This is a genomic window from Formosa agariphila KMM 3901, assembly GCF_000723205.1.
GTDB lineage: Bacteria > Bacteroidota > Bacteroidia > Flavobacteriales > Flavobacteriaceae > Formosa > Formosa agariphila.
Window position 1 is genome coordinate 4,085,999 of the sequence record NZ_HG315671.1, and the last position, 16,696, is coordinate 4,102,694.

The window sequence follows — 16,696 nt, forward strand, 5'->3', positions numbered from 1 at the left end:
AAAACCTTACTTATTTAACACTAAGGCAATGTTGTGATATTTCAAAAGCATTAATATAACAATGTAGCAATTGGTCGATTTGAAGATTTGAAAATGGGACATTGGTAAGTAATACAACCTAGCACGTCATGCTGAACTCGTTTCAGTATCCCACAAGTAACTCGAACCTGTTCAGTCCAATGTCACTCTGAAATCCCATACCTCACGGCACGTATTAATTCAGGGTGACGCGTAATTTGGTTAATGTAGCAATGACTTGATGTAACTATGTAGAAATTATCTGATTTTTGAAAATTTATAAAGTTGAGAAAACCTTATAAAAAAAGCCATTTAAAAGCGTTGTAATACTTTTAAATGGCTTGAGATTAAATATAAATTAATAAAGACTTAGAAATCTAAATCGTCTGGGACATCTTGATTTGGTGTTTCGTCATCTGCCATAGCTGCATTCGCCTCTTCTGAACAATCTACTCGAATTGTTAATTCTTCTGGTGCTTTAAAAGCTGCTTTCGAAATATTTAAATCTTCATCGGCATAACAACTCTTCATATAACTCCCCCAAATAGGTAAAGCCATAGAAGCACCTTGACCGTAAGTAATGGTTTTAAAATGCACGGCACGATCTTCTGCACCTACCCAAACTCCTGTAACCAAGTTAGGCACCATTCCCATAAACCAACCATCACTCTGATTTTGTGTTGTTCCAGTTTTACCTGCTATAGGATTTGTTAATTGATACGGATATCCAGTAATAATTTCTCGATATTCTGGACGCCATTTTTCGTACCCCTGAGTACGTAAACGCGTTCCTGAACCACCGTCTGTTACACCTTCTAAAAGTTTTACCGTAACATAAGCCACCTCTTCACTTAAAACATCTTTAGTTTTAGGCGTAAACTGATATAAAATGGTATTATTCTTATCTTCAATACTGGTTACCATAACAGGCTCTGTATAGACCCCTTTATTAGCAAACGTTGAATATGCTGCAACCATTTCGAAAACACTTAAATCTACAGTTCCTAACGCTATTGATGGCACTTCTGGAATTTCTGTAGTTACCCCTAATTTTTTCGCCATATCTATAACATGCGCAGGTCCTACCTTATCCATTAAACGTGCCGTGATGGTATTTACAGAATTCGCTAAAGCATTTTTAAGTGATCTAGAACCTCCATAAGTTAACCCTGAATTTTCTGGACACCAATCTTTTAAATTCCCCCAACGGCCTTCTTCTATACAATACGGTACATCTGGAAATTCATCGCAAGGTGACAAGTGTAACTGATCAATAGCAGTAGCATATACAAAAGGTTTAAAAGTAGAGCCTACTTGACGTTTTCCTTGTTTTACGTGATCATACTGAAAATGACGATAATTCATACCGCCTACCCATGCTTTTACATGTCCAGTTTCCGGATCCATAGACATCATGCCTGGATGTAAGAACTTTTTGTAATAACGCATAGAATCTATAGGCTTCATAATCGTATCTATTTCACCTTTCCATGAAAATAAAGTCATTGGTACAGGAATATTAAACGACTCTATAATTTCTTCATTCGATTTTTTAAGATCGTATTTCATTTTTCTCCAACGTTCTGACTGACGCATAGAACGGTTCATTAAACCATCTATTTCTTCTTCATCTAAACCTAAAAATGGAGTTGTTGGATTTCTATCTTTTGTATTCTGATGATCAAATTCTGCTTGCAAATTTATCATGTGTCGTTGCACAGCATCTTCTGCATATTGTTGCATACGCGAGTCGATAGTGGTATACACTTTTAATCCGTCGCTGTATAAATTGTATTTTGTACCATCTGCTTTTGGATTATTCTTAATCCAATCTTTCATAAATTTCTTTAAATACTCTCTAAAGTATGTGGCAATACCTTCTCTATGAGATTCTGGTGTATAATTTATAATAAGATCTGTTTTCTGAATAGAATCTTTTACACGCTCTGTGATATATCCATATTTTTGCATCTGACTTAAAACCACATCTCTACGATTTTTTACACCTTCAGGATTACGTCTTGGGTTGTATAACGATGAGTTTTTAAACATCCCAACTAACATTGCCGATTCTTGAATATCTAGTTCTTGTGGTTGTTTTCCAAAATAAATACTGGCAGCACTTTTTATTCCATCGGCATTATTTCCGAAGTCATAAATATTAAAATACTGCGTAATAATTTCTTCTTTGGTGTATTGGCGCTCTAAACGAATAGCAATAATCCATTCGTTTACTTTTTGCATTAAACGCTCTACAATATTCTTAGAACCTTCTCCGTGAAATAATTGTTTTGCCAATTGCTGAGAAATGGTACTAGCTCCACCACCTTTACCCATTTTTACAATGGCTCTTAATGTACCGCGACCATCGATACCAGAATGCTGATGAAAACGTGCGTCTTCTGTCGCAATTAAAGCATCTACTAAATGTTGCGGCAACACTTCGTAATCTACTGGTGTACGGTTATCGTTAAAATAAAATTTCCCTAAGGTCTTCCCGTCTGAAGAAATTATTTCTGTTGCTAAATTTGTTTTCGGGTTTTCTAACACCGTGTGATCCGGTAAATCACCAAATACTGAAGCCGATAAAAACAGTAAAATAAAAGCGATAATCCCGGTAAGGAAAAGAATCCAAAACCAACGTATGTATTTACCATAACCTTGGTTTTTTACTGGTTGTTTCTTTTTTGCCATAAAATTAATGAATTGTTGTATTTTCTATTCTGAAGCCTACATCTGTAATGCCGTCAAGATTTGTTACACCATTTACCTTGCCATTTTCCCTCATGGCTTGTTGTATTTTTACAGTATAAGTTCCAGACTCACTTAAAATAAAGTCCTCCTTATACCATAATTTATTTTCTTTTATACTATTAAATCCTTCACCTAAAAATTCGCCACTAGGTTTTGCCATTTTATACTCTAAAGTATCGGTTATGGTTTTTCCGTGTGGAAATCCTAAGTCTACAATTAAAAACAAATTACTGTATTTATAATCGTTGTTGTTTCTAATATTTACGAAAAAATTATAGGTATTAGTTGTATCTGGAGCTGTAAAATTAAACTGAACAACCTCATCTTTATTCCAAGTACCTGGTACCGACTTATAATCGTCGAAAACCTGATTCGAATCGCACGACGTCACTATACTAAACAAGATTAAAAAAAATAAAATCGCACTACTTCTCTGCATTGGTATTCGGATTTGATTTTTGATTAGGATTTGCTTTAGCATTAGGGTTGGGTCTAGGCTTCGGCTTTGGCCTAGCATTGGGATTAGGCTTCGCGTTTGGGTTTTGGTTAGGATTCTGTTTATTTTGAGGTTTCCTTTTATTTTTATTTCTATTATTTCTGTTCGGTCTTGGCTTTGCTGCGCCTCCCTCTTCTGTTGCCGTATTGGCTTTAGCATTAGGGTTGGGTTTTGTATTTGAATTACCCTTTACCTTAGCGTTTGGATTCTGATTAGGGTTTGAAGGTTTTTTTCTTCGTACCGGTCTTTTCGTTGCAGGTTTTGTTGCTACAGCACCATCAGTTGCATCCTTACTTGTTGGCCTTGAGTTTTTATTCGTTCTACGTCGCTTAGACTTTTTTGGTTGATCAAATCGTGTTAAACTATCTTGACCTACAACGTTCTCAAACTCAACTTTAGTATCTTCTAATAAATCTACAGCGTATTCTTCTAAACTTGCAACCGTTTCATTTTTCTTATTTAATGCGATAATTTCTTTGGCTTGTTCAATAGTAATTTTATGCCAATTCATCCACTCACCTTCATAAGCATACCACATATGACCTTTAAAAATATCTGTTTTCTGACAAACAGCAGTTCCTTTTTCGGTCTTTAGTTTTACTTCTGTTTTAGGGAATTGCTTTAATGCATCTAAATACGTATCTAACTCGTAATTTAAACAGCATTTTAATTTTCCGCATTGTCCAGCTAATTTCTGAGGATTTAAAGATAATTGCTGATATCTAGCTGCCGAAGTACTTACCGATCTAAAATCTGTTAACCAAGTAGAACAGCATAACTCCCGACCACAAGATCCAATACCTCCTAAACGTGCAGCTTCCTGACGAAATCCTACTTGTTTCATTTCGATACGGGTTCTAAACTCGCGTGCAAAAACTTTAATTAATTCTCTAAAATCTACACGTTCTTCTGCAGTATAATAGAACGTAGCTTTACTTGCATCTCCTTGATATTCGATATCGGAAATCTTCATATGAAGTTTTAAATCGATAGCAAATTGTCTGGCTTTAACTTTCATTGGCTCTTCCTTGTCCCGAGCCTCAGACCAAATATCAATATCGCGTTGCGATGCTTTCCTGTATATTTTTAAAATCTCTCCATCTTGAGAGATTTTTTTACGTTTCATTTGTACTCTTACCAATTCTCCGGTAAGGGTAACCATTCCAATATCGTGACCATTTGCTGCTTGAGTAGCAACAATATCTCCAATACTTAATGTTAAATTCTCGGTATTTTTATAGTATTCTTTTCGTCCGTTTTTAAAACGGACTTCAATCCAATCAAAAGGAGCTTCACCATTTGGAAGCGACATATTTGCAAGCCAATCGAAAACCGTTAGTTTGTTGCAACTATCCGTTCCGCATGTTCCATTACTTTTGCAACCTTTAGGTTGGCCATCTTTTCCTGTCGAACAACTTTCACAAGCCATAAATTATGTATATATAGATTCTGATAATCAACGATTAACAGAAGAGAATTAGTAAAATGAAGTTTCAATTTTTAAAACTTCATATAGTTGTGAGCAGGACAAGCCTAACACTCACTTTAGTCTGTAAAGATATGATTATTCTAAAGACTTGAAAAAAAGAAATTTTAATTCAACTCAACTTCATAGTTTAATCGATTTGATAAGGATTTTAATTCTTTTTCAGACTTAAATACATTAGAAAGCAATGTTCTACTCCAACCAATTTGATTAGCGTAGTCGTTAAAAGAATTCGTTTTCCAATTAAAGCCTTTTTTCCAGAAACTATCTGGAGAAACGTAACAAAATGTATAATCGAATATTAAACTTGAAGCATTTTTTTCGTCGTGTTTAGGAATATATTTTGGCGCTAACAATGTTATATCATGAGCTTTACACGACTTACGTATATTTTCGATTAGATTTGGATAATCGTCTCGAATAGCATCTAAATCGAAATCGCTATACTCTGTATTTCCAATTTTTTGAATGGGTCTAATTTGAAGCATATCGAAACTATCTCCATTAAAATACTTGAAAAAATCTTTGAGCTCGTAAAAATTATCTTTGTTGAAGGTGTAATTAATACGCACTTTAAACTTATAAGTAGACTTTAGCCTTGCAAATACTTGAAAGACATTTTGAAACTTTTTGTAACTCGCCTTATTCATGAAATTTTCGTAACTCGTTTTTGTTACGCCATGAAGTGAAATTGTAAACTCGTTAAGTCCGGCTTCTAAAAGAGAAATAATTTTCTCTTCGGTTAGTAAATTAGCGTTAGTTGTAATTGAAATATAGGGTACGCGATATGTTTTCCCTAATTGTACAATTCTTACCAAATCTTTATATAAAGTTGGCTCTGTACCGCAACCTATCTGAAGTTTTAAAGCTCGACTAAAAATAGTGCTTGCAACTTGATTAATCTCGTCTGCTTTAAACTGTCCTTTTAAGGTTTTTACATAATCTACATCTGTAAAATAACACATTTTACAACGTAAATTACATGCCATTACAGGATCTAAGTTTACCGCCAAATACCGCTTATTAAACGTATGCAACACAAAAAGACCAAGGAATTTAATTCTGTGACTTTTTATTTTTCGATTGAGTTGTAACAGTTTATAAACGTTCATTAAATCAATTATTTTTCACACTAATAATATTTACAGGACATGCTTTTGATGCATTTTCGCAAGCCTCTAATATAGAATAATCATTACTCTTTAATGTGAAAAACCCTTTTTTTTCTTGCCCCTGCAACAAAACTGTTTTGCCGTCTTTTTTAGACATTTGGAATTGTTGCGGCGCCATTTCTACACAATAATTACAGCCGATACATTTATTTCGCTGTAGCGTAATTATAACCATTAGGCTTCAACTTTATTTTCTACAATTTTATATAATTTATCTGATGGACGTATTCTAAACTCAAGTGGTATAGTTACCATATCGCCTTTAGAGCCTTTTGCAGATTTTTTATTATTAGCCATAAGTTCTTCTACTTTCATTTCTTGAGCTCCTGTTGTTGGCCCAGTAACAAGAATAGTATCGCCTACAGTAACTTCGAATGCCTCAATTTTAAACTCTCCAATTTTAGCTTTGGGATAAAAATGTGTGCCTTTGCCAATATATACTTTCTTTTGTGTGGCATGCGACCCTGAGCCATTACTCCACTCTCCTAATTTCTGACCTAAATAATAACCACTCCAAAATCCGCGATTGTAAACTTTTTCAAGCTCTTGCATCCAGCCAATCACTTTCTCTTTGCTATACGTTCCATTATCAATACTATCTATAGCATCTCGGTAACATTTAATTACTTTTGCAACATATTCAGGTGCTCGTCCTCTTCCTTCAATTTTTAAAACAGTAATTCCTGCATCTATAATTTCATCTAAGAAATCTATGGTACATAAATCTTTTGGCGACATGATATACTCATTATCTAATTCCATTTCGAAACCTGTTTCCTGATCGATAACCGTATATTTTTTTCTACAGTTTTGTTTACATGCCCCACGATTAGCAGAAGAATTAGCCGAGTGCAAACTCATATAACACTTTCCTGAAACTGCCATACATAATGCACCGTGTCCAAAAATTTCTATTTCGACTAAATTCCCAGAAGGTCCCTTAATTTGTTCCTTTTTTATGGCCTCGGTAATCTTCTTAACCTGACGCAAACTTAACTCTCGGCTTAACACCATAGTATCTGCAAATAATGCGTAAAACTTAACCGTTTCTATATTGGTAACATTTATTTGCGTAGAAATATGAACTTCCATACCATGCTCTCTAGCCATGGCAATCACGGCCTGATCCATAGCAATCACAGCTGTAATATTAGCTACTTTTGCTTGTTTTATAAGTGTTTTTACGATTGATAAATCGTGATCGTAAATTATAGTGTTTAAAGTTAAATACGTTCTTACGTTTTTAGCTTCGCAACGTTTTGCTATTTCAGGAAGATCGTCTAAAGTAAAGTTTACTGTAGCTCGCGCTCGCATATTAAGTTGTTCTACACCAAAATAGACTGAATTTGCGCCATTATCTAGAGCAGCCTGCAAAGATTCGAAATTCCCTGCTGGAGCCATTAATTCTATATGTTGCATATTCTTACTCTTTTAAAGCATCTGTATTCAAGCTATCAAAAATATTACGAAGGTCTTTTTTGTACGGCAAATGGTCTGCACGTCCTTTTTTAAAGATGTCGTTACTATTTCCTTGACCTTTACGCAATGCTTTTTGTTCTTCGTAAGGTAAACTATGAATCTCTTTACAAGTTGTTGAGCAACAACCATCCATTTCTGCCTTACATTTTTCACATTGAATAAACAGTAAATGGCACGCATCATTCGCGCAATTTTCGTGTGTATCTGCAGGTTCTCCACATTGGTGGCAACAAGCTATAACATCGTCGGTAATACGTTCTGAACGACGTTCGTCGAACACGAAGTTTTTTCCTAAGAATTTATTTTCAAGCTTACGATCGTTAACTTGTCTGGTATATTCAATAATTCCACCTTCTAGCTGAAATACATTTTTAAAACCTTTATGTTTAAAGTAGGCACTTGCTTTTTCGCAACGAATACCACCTGTACAATACATAACCAGTTTTTTATCCTCTTTAAATTCCTTTAAATCATTTTCAATAATTGGTAACGATTCTCTAAAGGTATCGACATCTGGACGACGTGCATTTTTAAAATGCCCGATTTCACTCTCGTAATGATTACGCATATCTACAAGAATGGTATTTTCGTCTTCTATTAATTCGTTGAACTGAATAGCATCTACGTGTCTACCTTTATTAGTAACGTCGAAAGTCTCGTCGTTTAAACCATCGGCAACAATTTTGTCACGCACTTTAACTTTCAGTTTTAAAAATGACATATTATCCTGCTCTACAGCAATATTAAGTCGAATATCTTTTAAAAATGAAATAGAGTCTAAATGCGTTTTAAATTCGTTGAAGCGATCTGCTGGCAAAGACAATTGCGCATTTATACCTTCGTGAGCGACATAAATTCGCCCTAGAACATCTAATGCGTTCCAAGTAATAAATAACTGATCTCTAAAGGTGTGAGGATTTTCAATTTTAGCGTACTGATAGAAAGATAAGGTTAATCGATCTTTTCCTGCTTTTTCGATTAACTCTGCACGTTCTTTAGCACTTAATTTATTGTACAGTTGCATGCTATACTAATGTTTTAAGGTTAAAAAATATTTTTGCAAAGGTACTGATTTTAGACAAAACACTAAATTTTAATTAAAAAAACCTTAGTAATGAATTCTACATCAAGCCTCTACAATGAGTTTCATGCCGCAAATTTATTTATTATCAATAATTTTTCATACTTTATTAAGCTACGAACAAACTAAAAAAGGTTGCTATTTAAAATTGTTAGATGATCCAAGAAGTCGTATTTTAGCAGCTCTTATTTCAGTATAAAAACACAATTAGATGAGCAAGGAAAAAGAAGCAAAATTAAAAGCGTTACAGCTTACTTTAGATAAATTAGACAAGACTTACGGTAAAGGTACCGTAATGAGAATGAGCGATAAAGCCGTAGTAGAGGTTGAAGCAATACCAAGTGGATCTTTAGGTTTAGATTTAGCTTTAGGCGTAGGAGGATACCCAAGAGGACGTGTTATAGAAATATATGGACCAGAATCTTCTGGTAAAACAACACTAACATTACACGCTATTGCAGAAGCTCAAAAAGCTGGTGGAATCGCTGCGTTTATTGATGCAGAACACGCTTTCGATAGATTTTATGCCGCTAAATTAGGCGTAGACATAGACAACTTAATTATATCGCAACCAGACCATGGGGAACAAGCATTAGAGATTGCTGAAAACTTAGTACGTTCTGGAGCTATAGATATTGTAGTTATTGACTCGGTTGCAGCATTAACACCTAAGAGTGAAATTGAAGGTGAAATGGGAGATTCTAAAATGGGATTACATGCCCGTTTAATGTCTCAAGCCCTTCGTAAGCTTACAGGGTCTATTAGCAAGACCAACTGTACTATGTTTTTCATTAACCAATTACGTGAAAAGATTGGTGTTATGTTTGGAAACCCAGAAACAACTACAGGTGGTAATGCCTTAAAGTTCTATGCTTCTGTACGTTTAGACATTCGTAGATCTACTCAGATTAAAGATACTAATGGTGATGTTATGGGTAACAAAACCAAAGTAAAAGTGGTTAAAAACAAAGTAGCTCCGCCATTTAAAACAGCTGAATTCGACATTATGTATGGTGAAGGTGTTTCTAAAGTAGGTGAAATTTTAGATTTAGCAGTAGAGTTAGAAATTGTTAAAAAGAGTGGTTCATGGTTTAGCTACCAAGACACGAAATTAGGACAAGGACGTGATGCTGTTAAGATTATGATAAAAGATAATCCAGAATTATTTGAAGAACTTGAATTAAAAATAAAAGATGCCATTAAAGCTATGAAAGAATAATTTAAATAGTATTCTTCAGCATTGTAGTGCTTAAATGTTAAAATCCCGATGTATTTCGGGATTTTTTATTTTTCGACGCAACCTTTTTAAAACATCTACATCTATAAATAAACACTCTAAATTTATAGACATGAAAAAACTTCTTTTATTATTTGTAGCAACATTAACGTTAGCATCTTGCGACACCAATGATGATAACATAAATTATTATTATGATGCTGTTCCCACAGTTTCTGCAGACGTTCCTCCAACCATGGAAACCGACAAAGCCTACACCATTACTATAGACTATAAGAAACCTACAAACTGTTACACGTTTGCAACAACTAATATTGAAGGTCGTATTATAGAAACAGAAGACCCTGATAATCCTGACGCTGAACCAACAGAAACAAGAATTATAACAATGGCAGTCATTAACAGAGTTGATATTAAAACAGATGGCGAATGTGAAGAACTTGCCGAAATAGCACAAACTCCTGTAAATTTCGAAACACTAGAATCGGGATCTTATATTTTTAGATTTTGGGCAGGTGTAGACGAAAATGAAGAAGATATATTCTTAGAATATCCTGCTCAAATCTTATAAAACATTTATTAATTTAAAATCAATTTTACAAAGACATGAAAAAATTACTTTTATTATTCGTAGCCGCATTAACTTTAGCATCTTGCGACACTAACGACGATTATTCAAATTTTTACTATGAATACGTCCCAACAGAAGAAGCAGACGTTCCTGCTGAAATGGAAATTGGTAAAATTTACCGAATACATGTAGATTATATTGCACCAACAACGTGTTACCAATATGTAAATCTAGACTACAACAAAAGCATTGAAGATATAGATGATCTAGATGGTAACCCTATTGAAACAAATATTAGAACGATAGGCATTGTAAATAGAGTATTCGAAGATGACGCTTGCGAAGTTTCAGACGCTACTAAACAAGTCTTTTTTGATTTTGAACCAAGAGCCGAAGGTCCATACGTGTTTAGATTCTGGGTTGGAGAAGATGAAGAAGGCGAAAACATATATTTAGAATACGAAACTGAAGTTATATCGCATATTGACTAATTATTTATAATAACTAAAAACCCCTTTGAGTTTAGACCAACTTATATCTAAATGTAAACGGAATAATCTTAAAGCACAAACTGAATTATATACGCTATACTCTAGCAAATTATACGCAGTGTGTCTCAAATATTCTCGTAATACTGCAGAAGCTCAAGACAATCTGCACGATGCCTTTTTGACTATATTTAGCAAAATATCGCAATATAAAAACAAAGGTTCTTTTGAAGGTTGGATGAAGCGTATTACGATTAATACCGCATTGCAGCGCTATCGTGAAAAAGGCGTTTTTAATATTATTAATGAAGACATTACAGAAGAAGCAGTAGAGGTTAATGATTATGACGATATCTCGTTAGATTTTCTTTTAGGACTTATTCAAACCCTACCTAATAGATACCGAATGGTCTTTAACCTCTATGTTTTAGATGGCTACTCGCATAAAGAGATTGCCGAAATGCTAAAAATTTCTGTAGGGACTTCCAAGTCTAATCTAGCTCGAGCTAGATTAATTTTACAAGAAAAAATTGATAAAGCTAATTTGAATCTTGAATCACATTCTATTTAATGAGTGATAAAAAAAACATAGACCGTCTATTTCAAGAACGCTTAAAAGATCTTGATGTTACCCCACACCCAGAAGTTTGGAACGGTATTGAGGCAAAATTAAAAACACAACAGAAACCTAAACGTGTCATCCCTATTTGGTGGCGCGCAGCTGGTATTGCCGCAATTTTACTTTTATTTTTAGCTTTAGGAAATTTTATTTTTAATTCAAAAACCTCATCAAATAACACCCCTAACACCATACTAGTAGACACTCCAAGCTTTAACAATTCAGATTTAAAAAATGAATCTACAGTGACTTCTACGCCTCAAGAAGACACAACAACCTTAAAGCCTCTAGATTCTATTTCTAAAAAATCATCACATTCACCTCATAATTCTATAAATAGTACTCAAATAGTAAATCAGTCTAAAAAACAAAATCTAAATCCATTTACTAAAAAGAATTCGCCGTCCACCACAGAAGCAACAGCTATAGTTACAAACACACCGAACACACCTTCTACGTCAAAACATGCGACAACAAATACTACTATTGCATCCGGAAACAAGAACTCAACAACACCCTTTAAAAGAGACACTATTTCTAAATCTATTTCAAAACAATCAATATTTACTCAAGAGCACCCTCAAATAGCAACTAACGATGTAATTAAGAATGCTCCAGAGCTTTTAAACAAAAACACGACAATAGACTCATTAAGCATTGAAGACGCCATTGCTGCAACTAACACACACCCAAAAGTTGATAATAAATTAAAAAAATGGGATATCCACCCAAACATTGCACCTGTTTATTATAGCAGTACCGGAAAAGGCTCTCATTTAGACGATCAATTTATAAGCAATTCTAAATCTGGCGAAATAAACACGAGTTACGGCGTTGGAATAGGCTATGCTATTAACAAAAAAATTAAGTTAAGATCTGGAATAAACAACCTTAAGTTAAGTTTTAATACTAACGATGTTGTTTTACTTGAAAATCCTGGAATTTCAAGTAGTAGAGGCGTCCCTAATTTACAGCACGTTTCTAAAACCAATCAATCTCAAAATTATTCTTTTTTAAATGCGAATAAAGTTTCTACGATTCAAAACAGTACGTTTACAAGCAACAACGAAAGTGGTTCTATTAATCAAAACATAAGCTATTTTGAATTGCCTTTAGAAGTAGAATACAACATTTTAAATAAACGAATTGCCATTAACGTAATTGGGGGCTTTAGCACATTTATTTTAGAAGATAATCAAATATATTCTGAAAATAATACAAGTAGAATTCTTATTGGCGAAGCAACAAATATTAATGATTTTAGTTTCAGTACTAATTTTGGAATTGGTTTCGATTACAACTTTTCGAAACGATTTAATTTTAATCTTGAACCAACTTTTAAATATCAACTAAACGCTTATAACAATACTTCTGGAAACTTTAAACCATATATAATTGGGGTGTATACAGGATTTAGTTTTAAGTTTTAAGTGTTAAAGTGTTAAAAATTCTGACCGAAACACCTAGTATTTCTGGTATTTTTAAGGCTGAGATCAAAATTTAAAGCGTACAGTAAGAAGCAAATAACGCTCTTGTAAATTATGTTCGAAAATGGTACTAGAAAAATCCGATTTATAAATATTTCTAAACGTATCCTGATTCAGTAAGTTATTTGCATTTAAAATATATTCTAACTTGCCCTGCTTTGGTTTGTAGCTAAATGTTGCATTCAAAAATAAATCATCAGTATTAGCATTAGACAAATCTGAATTAAAATATTGACTAGAAACACTACAATTAAAATCGTTTTTTTGATATGTCATTTTAAATTTATTTTCGAGCGATGTAAATGCGGTTACTATATTACTAGCTTGGGTTTTATATGTATTATGATTAAACATTAAAACATTACTAAAGTTAACAGAACTTCTAAATCCAGTTCTAAAAGAAAACTCTCCCATAAATGATTTCGCCGTATTATCTCTTAATTCCGAATTATTGATGACGTTTTGATAACTAGACAAGCCATAAGTTGTTCTTAAATTTAGTGTAGTTTTTAAAAACCGGATGTATTTCTCTAAATCTAAACCTACATTTAACTTTTTATTATCGGTCGCCGCAACTACTGCATTGTAAACTTGAAAGTCCTCATCGACTTGAAGATTACTTACATAACCATACGCGCTATATCTGAAATCACTAAACACATTAAACTGAAATAGATTAAAAAAATCGTTAACCCGAAACCCAACCGACCCCGCATGTGTTTCAAATAAATTAAAGTTAAAATTATTTCTTAACAGTGTTCGATAGGTTGTTAGTATTAGCCCCGAATACACATGGCTGACATCAGGTATCTGATTACTTAACTTATAATTTAGGGACAAATTCGTTTTTTTGTTTACGGCATAAAACAGTTCTAATTCCGGTTGTATATTAAAAATATCATTCCTATAATTAGTTGTATTTATATCGTTTAAAGCAATTTTATAATAATTTATTTTAAGGCCAGTTTCTAACCGCCATTTTCCGAATTTTAATTGATAATTCAAATTAGCAAATAGATTTGTGTTCTTATAATATATATCATTATTACTACTTTCATTATTAATTTGAACACCTTCTAATTCGGAATTTACAAAATTTTCAGCAAAAGTATATCCCACCTTTGCCTCGTACTCGCTTCGATTTCCTCTTGATAAAAAAGCCGATTCTAACCTTAAATAATTCGTTTTAAAATCTATATCTTGATAAAATTGATTTATATCATAAGCGACATCTACATTTTGGGGCAAACGGTTTGTAGACACATTACTAGTAAGCTGAAATACACTCTCAGCATTTAATTTACATGTATATTCTGTATTATTTTTCAGAAATAAATCCTTACTTTTTGTATCACTATTAAACTCTAAATTATTATTAAAACCATTACTACTTTTTTCGACAATTTTAGAATCTAAAATTCCATCAGAAGTTAATAGTGACGATTTATTAATATTATAAATAAGCTTATAAGTAAATGCATTTACTAGTGGATTTTTTACCACATCTTCATAATTATTAACATCTAACTCTTCGTTGTTAATGCCGTATGTTGTTTGAATCTGCTCCTCCCGAATTAACCGGTCTTTAAATAGATTATAATTTAAACGAATAGACAGTTTTTCATTTACACGGTATAACCCATTTAGACTACCAAACAGGTTATTATTAACCCGAATTTTATCTGCTGGCAAATTGGAGTTAAACCCTGTGTTGTTAACCAAATTGCTTGTTCTTTGGATAGCCTCGTTTAGAGTAGACATATCTAATATATTAGAGACAAAATTATAAGGGCTATAATTTTCGCCTATAGAATTATAACTTAAAACTGCAAACCCTTTAAATGTTTTAGAAACCGCTAGAGGGGTTATTTTAATTTTCTCTTTATCCTTATAACCTAATCCTAATTCCAGATTTCCAGAAAAATCTGTTTTCCCTTTTTTTAGCACGAGATTTAAAGCCACGTCTTTAGAGCTTATTACATCCTTAAGTAGAGGGTTTTCATTATAATCCTCAATAGCTTGTATTTCTTCAATGATTTTAGGATCAATATTTCGTGTTCCAATAGTATAATTCGCGTCGAAAATATTATCGTTATCCAACAATAGCCTTGTAACCGATTTACCTTTAAATTTTAATTCTCCATTTTCGGCCACTGTTATACCGGGTAACTTTTTTAAAACATCTTCTACTACGCGTTCTGTACCGTCTTTAAATCTATTTATATTATAAACGGTAGTATCTTGCTTAATTGTAACTCCTTTTTTTTCTCCTTCGATTAAGACTTCGTCTAGCAGTGTAGCATGTCGCTCTAATTTAAAATTTAAAAACCCAGAAAGTTGTTTCACACTGATTGATACTAATTTAGAGCTATAGTTAAGAAGCGACGTTTCTACCTGAACAGAATCTACTCCAGTAGGAAGCATTAGGCTATACGCACCCAACTCATTTGTTTTAGTAAAGGCAATTAACCCAGAATCTTTAGTATTTTTAATTAAAATATTTACACGCCATAAAGGTAAATTTGTTTCTATGTCGTATACCTGCCCTTGTAGCTTAACTTGTGAAATAGCTAAGAAATGTACTGAAAAGCACAAAACCACAACTAAAGTTGTGGTTTTACTTTTAAGCTTTAATTTAATTAAATTATTCTTTAATATAGGTCTCAATATTTTTTGTAGGTATTGACATTGAACCTCCAGCTGGGCTTCTATAATTTTGTAAATCGAGATATTTATTCTGATAAATCTCAATAAATTCATCCCAACTTATGGCTTCATTTTGTGTACTTTCAAACGGGTTTTCAATCGTAGATTGTGAATTTTTTAATTCAATTTTATTCGCTACTATTTTAAAGACGCCATCTAAAGATTCTGTCTTTAAAATAAGCCCCGGTAGGCCTCCAAATTTCCATGGCCCTGTTGAGAAAGGAATTTCTGTAGTAAAATAAGCCTTATAATCTCTACCTCTGTAATGCGTTGTAGCCTCTTGACACTTGTAACCTAAAATTTCTTTATAATTTTGAGACAGTGTCCAATTAAACATGACACTCAAATCATCTTCTATAAGATAAAATTTAGACATTATGTTTTCTTTATTAAAAACCTTGTCTGTTTTTAAATCCTTAAAAATTATTGGATTTTTAGTTGGGCGAATAGCCAAAATAGTGCCTTGTTCCCCATCAGATTCACGTACAAAGTTTGAGTTATTAAGAAAATCCATTTCGTAAGCGGCAACATTATTATTTGCAATGAGCGTAGAGTTAATTTCCGTTACATTTGGCATACCTTCAAGTTGCTTTGTATAAATGTAATTTACAATAATGGAAGCATTGGCCTCAGTAGTTTGACTATACGATAACGAACATAGACACCCAAATAAAAGAATAAAATAATATTTCATAATTGTAGCTAGTTTTATTGGCCTCCAGCATCACTCATTTGCATGTCAATATATCGTTGAGCTGATGCACGAGCAGCACTACATGCCATTGCAATTGCTTCCGGTCCATAACCAGGCACATATTCTGTAAATGAGGTATAGTAATCTCCATTATAAGTAACATTTGCTGTACAACAAAATCCAGGGCTCTCTGCTACTTTAGCTTGTGGCTTGTCTAGATCTTTATTTGTAAATGACATTAATCCTAATGTTATAACAAAAACAATAATATTTTTTTAAATTTAATATAAAAAAGGTTAGTTAATATTTCTTAATTTAAGAAGCTTTTTTTTTAATAAACCAAAATAAAAAACTAGTGCTAGTTAAGTTGCAACCTTATGTTAAATAGATACTAAAGGGGCTTCTTAA

General features: G+C 33.1%; 15 protein-coding genes. 5 read left to right on the top strand and 10 right to left on the bottom strand.

Annotated features, from left to right (window positions below; genetic code table 11):
- Positions 1–387: 387 nt before the first annotated feature.
- The 7 genes from BN863_RS17245 to trhO form a co-directional block, all read right to left on the bottom strand.
- Positions 388–2,712, bottom strand: a complete 2,325-nt coding sequence (locus BN863_RS17245; protein ID WP_038532694.1) for a penicillin-binding protein 1A — start codon at positions 2,710–2,712, stop codon at positions 388–390.
- 4 nt (positions 2,713–2,716) lie between these two features.
- Positions 2,717–3,211 carry a gliding motility lipoprotein GldH gene (locus BN863_RS17250; protein WP_038532696.1) on the bottom strand — a complete coding sequence of 165 codons (495 nt, stop codon included), beginning with the start codon at positions 3,209–3,211 and terminating at the stop codon, positions 2,717–2,719.
- Positions 3,198–4,697, bottom strand: coding sequence for a PSP1 domain-containing protein (locus BN863_RS17255; RefSeq protein ID WP_051774913.1), 1,500 nt, complete (start codon positions 4,695–4,697; stop codon positions 3,198–3,200). The genes BN863_RS17250 and BN863_RS17255 overlap by 14 nt, the downstream gene beginning before the upstream one ends.
- 164 nt (positions 4,698–4,861) lie before the next feature.
- Positions 4,862–5,866, bottom strand: a complete 1,005-nt coding sequence (locus BN863_RS17260; RefSeq protein ID WP_038532698.1) for a radical SAM protein — start codon at positions 5,864–5,866, stop codon at positions 4,862–4,864.
- Positions 5,867–5,870: 4 nt separating this feature from the next.
- Positions 5,871–6,101 (bottom strand): ferredoxin, encoded by a 231-nt coding sequence (locus tag BN863_RS17265; protein WP_038532700.1) that lies wholly within the window; start codon positions 6,099–6,101, stop codon positions 5,871–5,873.
- A complete protein-coding gene (locus BN863_RS17270) occupies positions 6,101–7,345 on the bottom strand; it encodes a peptidase U32 family protein (protein WP_038532702.1) in 1,245 nt (414 codons plus the stop codon). Before BN863_RS17270 ends, BN863_RS17265 begins: the two co-directional genes overlap by 1 nt.
- Positions 7,346–7,349: 4 nt before the next feature.
- Positions 7,350–8,429, bottom strand: a complete 1,080-nt coding sequence (gene trhO / locus BN863_RS17275; protein ID WP_038532704.1) for an oxygen-dependent tRNA uridine(34) hydroxylase TrhO — start codon at positions 8,427–8,429, stop codon at positions 7,350–7,352.
- Between the two features lie 268 nt (positions 8,430–8,697).
- Here trhO and recA point away from each other — a divergent pair, with 268 nt between their 5' ends.
- The 5 genes from recA to BN863_RS17300 all read left to right on the top strand — a co-directional run bounded on the left by recA (position 8,698) and on the right by BN863_RS17300 (position 12,831).
- Positions 8,698–9,705 carry a recombinase RecA gene (recA, locus tag BN863_RS17280; RefSeq protein ID WP_038532705.1) on the top strand — a complete coding sequence of 336 codons (1,008 nt, stop codon included), beginning with the start codon at positions 8,698–8,700 and terminating at the stop codon, positions 9,703–9,705.
- Positions 9,706–9,835: 130 nt separating this feature from the next.
- Positions 9,836–10,294 (top strand): membrane lipoprotein lipid attachment site-containing protein, encoded by a 459-nt coding sequence (locus BN863_RS17285; protein ID WP_038532707.1) that lies wholly within the window; start codon positions 9,836–9,838, stop codon positions 10,292–10,294.
- A 35-nt stretch (positions 10,295–10,329) separates the two neighbouring features.
- The gene (locus BN863_RS17290; protein WP_038532709.1) at positions 10,330–10,785 is read left to right on the top strand and encodes a membrane lipoprotein lipid attachment site-containing protein; all 456 of its coding nucleotides are present in this window, start codon (positions 10,330–10,332) and stop codon (positions 10,783–10,785) included.
- A gap of 25 nt (positions 10,786–10,810) precedes the next feature.
- Positions 10,811–11,353, top strand: a complete 543-nt coding sequence (locus BN863_RS17295; protein WP_038532711.1) for an RNA polymerase sigma factor — start codon at positions 10,811–10,813, stop codon at positions 11,351–11,353.
- Complete coding sequence (locus tag BN863_RS17300) at positions 11,353–12,831, top strand: porin family protein (RefSeq protein WP_038532713.1); 1,479 nt, start codon at positions 11,353–11,355, stop codon at positions 12,829–12,831. Before BN863_RS17295 ends, BN863_RS17300 begins: the two co-directional genes overlap by 1 nt.
- 63 nt (positions 12,832–12,894) lie before the next feature.
- Here the strand turns inward: BN863_RS17300 and BN863_RS17305 are convergent, their stop codons facing one another.
- From BN863_RS17305 to BN863_RS17315, 3 genes are read right to left on the bottom strand one after another with little or no spacing between them, the layout of a single operon-like run.
- The gene (locus BN863_RS17305; protein WP_038532715.1) at positions 12,895–15,555 is read right to left on the bottom strand and encodes a TonB-dependent receptor; all 2,661 of its coding nucleotides are present in this window, start codon (positions 15,553–15,555) and stop codon (positions 12,895–12,897) included.
- The gene (locus BN863_RS18175; RefSeq protein ID WP_084817572.1) at positions 15,533–16,288 is read right to left on the bottom strand and encodes a GLPGLI family protein; all 756 of its coding nucleotides are present in this window, start codon (positions 16,286–16,288) and stop codon (positions 15,533–15,535) included. The genes BN863_RS17305 and BN863_RS18175 overlap by 23 nt, the downstream gene beginning before the upstream one ends.
- 14 nt (positions 16,289–16,302) lie before the next feature.
- The gene (locus BN863_RS17315; RefSeq protein ID WP_038532717.1) at positions 16,303–16,527 is read right to left on the bottom strand and encodes a hypothetical protein; all 225 of its coding nucleotides are present in this window, start codon (positions 16,525–16,527) and stop codon (positions 16,303–16,305) included.
- Positions 16,528–16,696 lie beyond the last annotated feature (169 nt).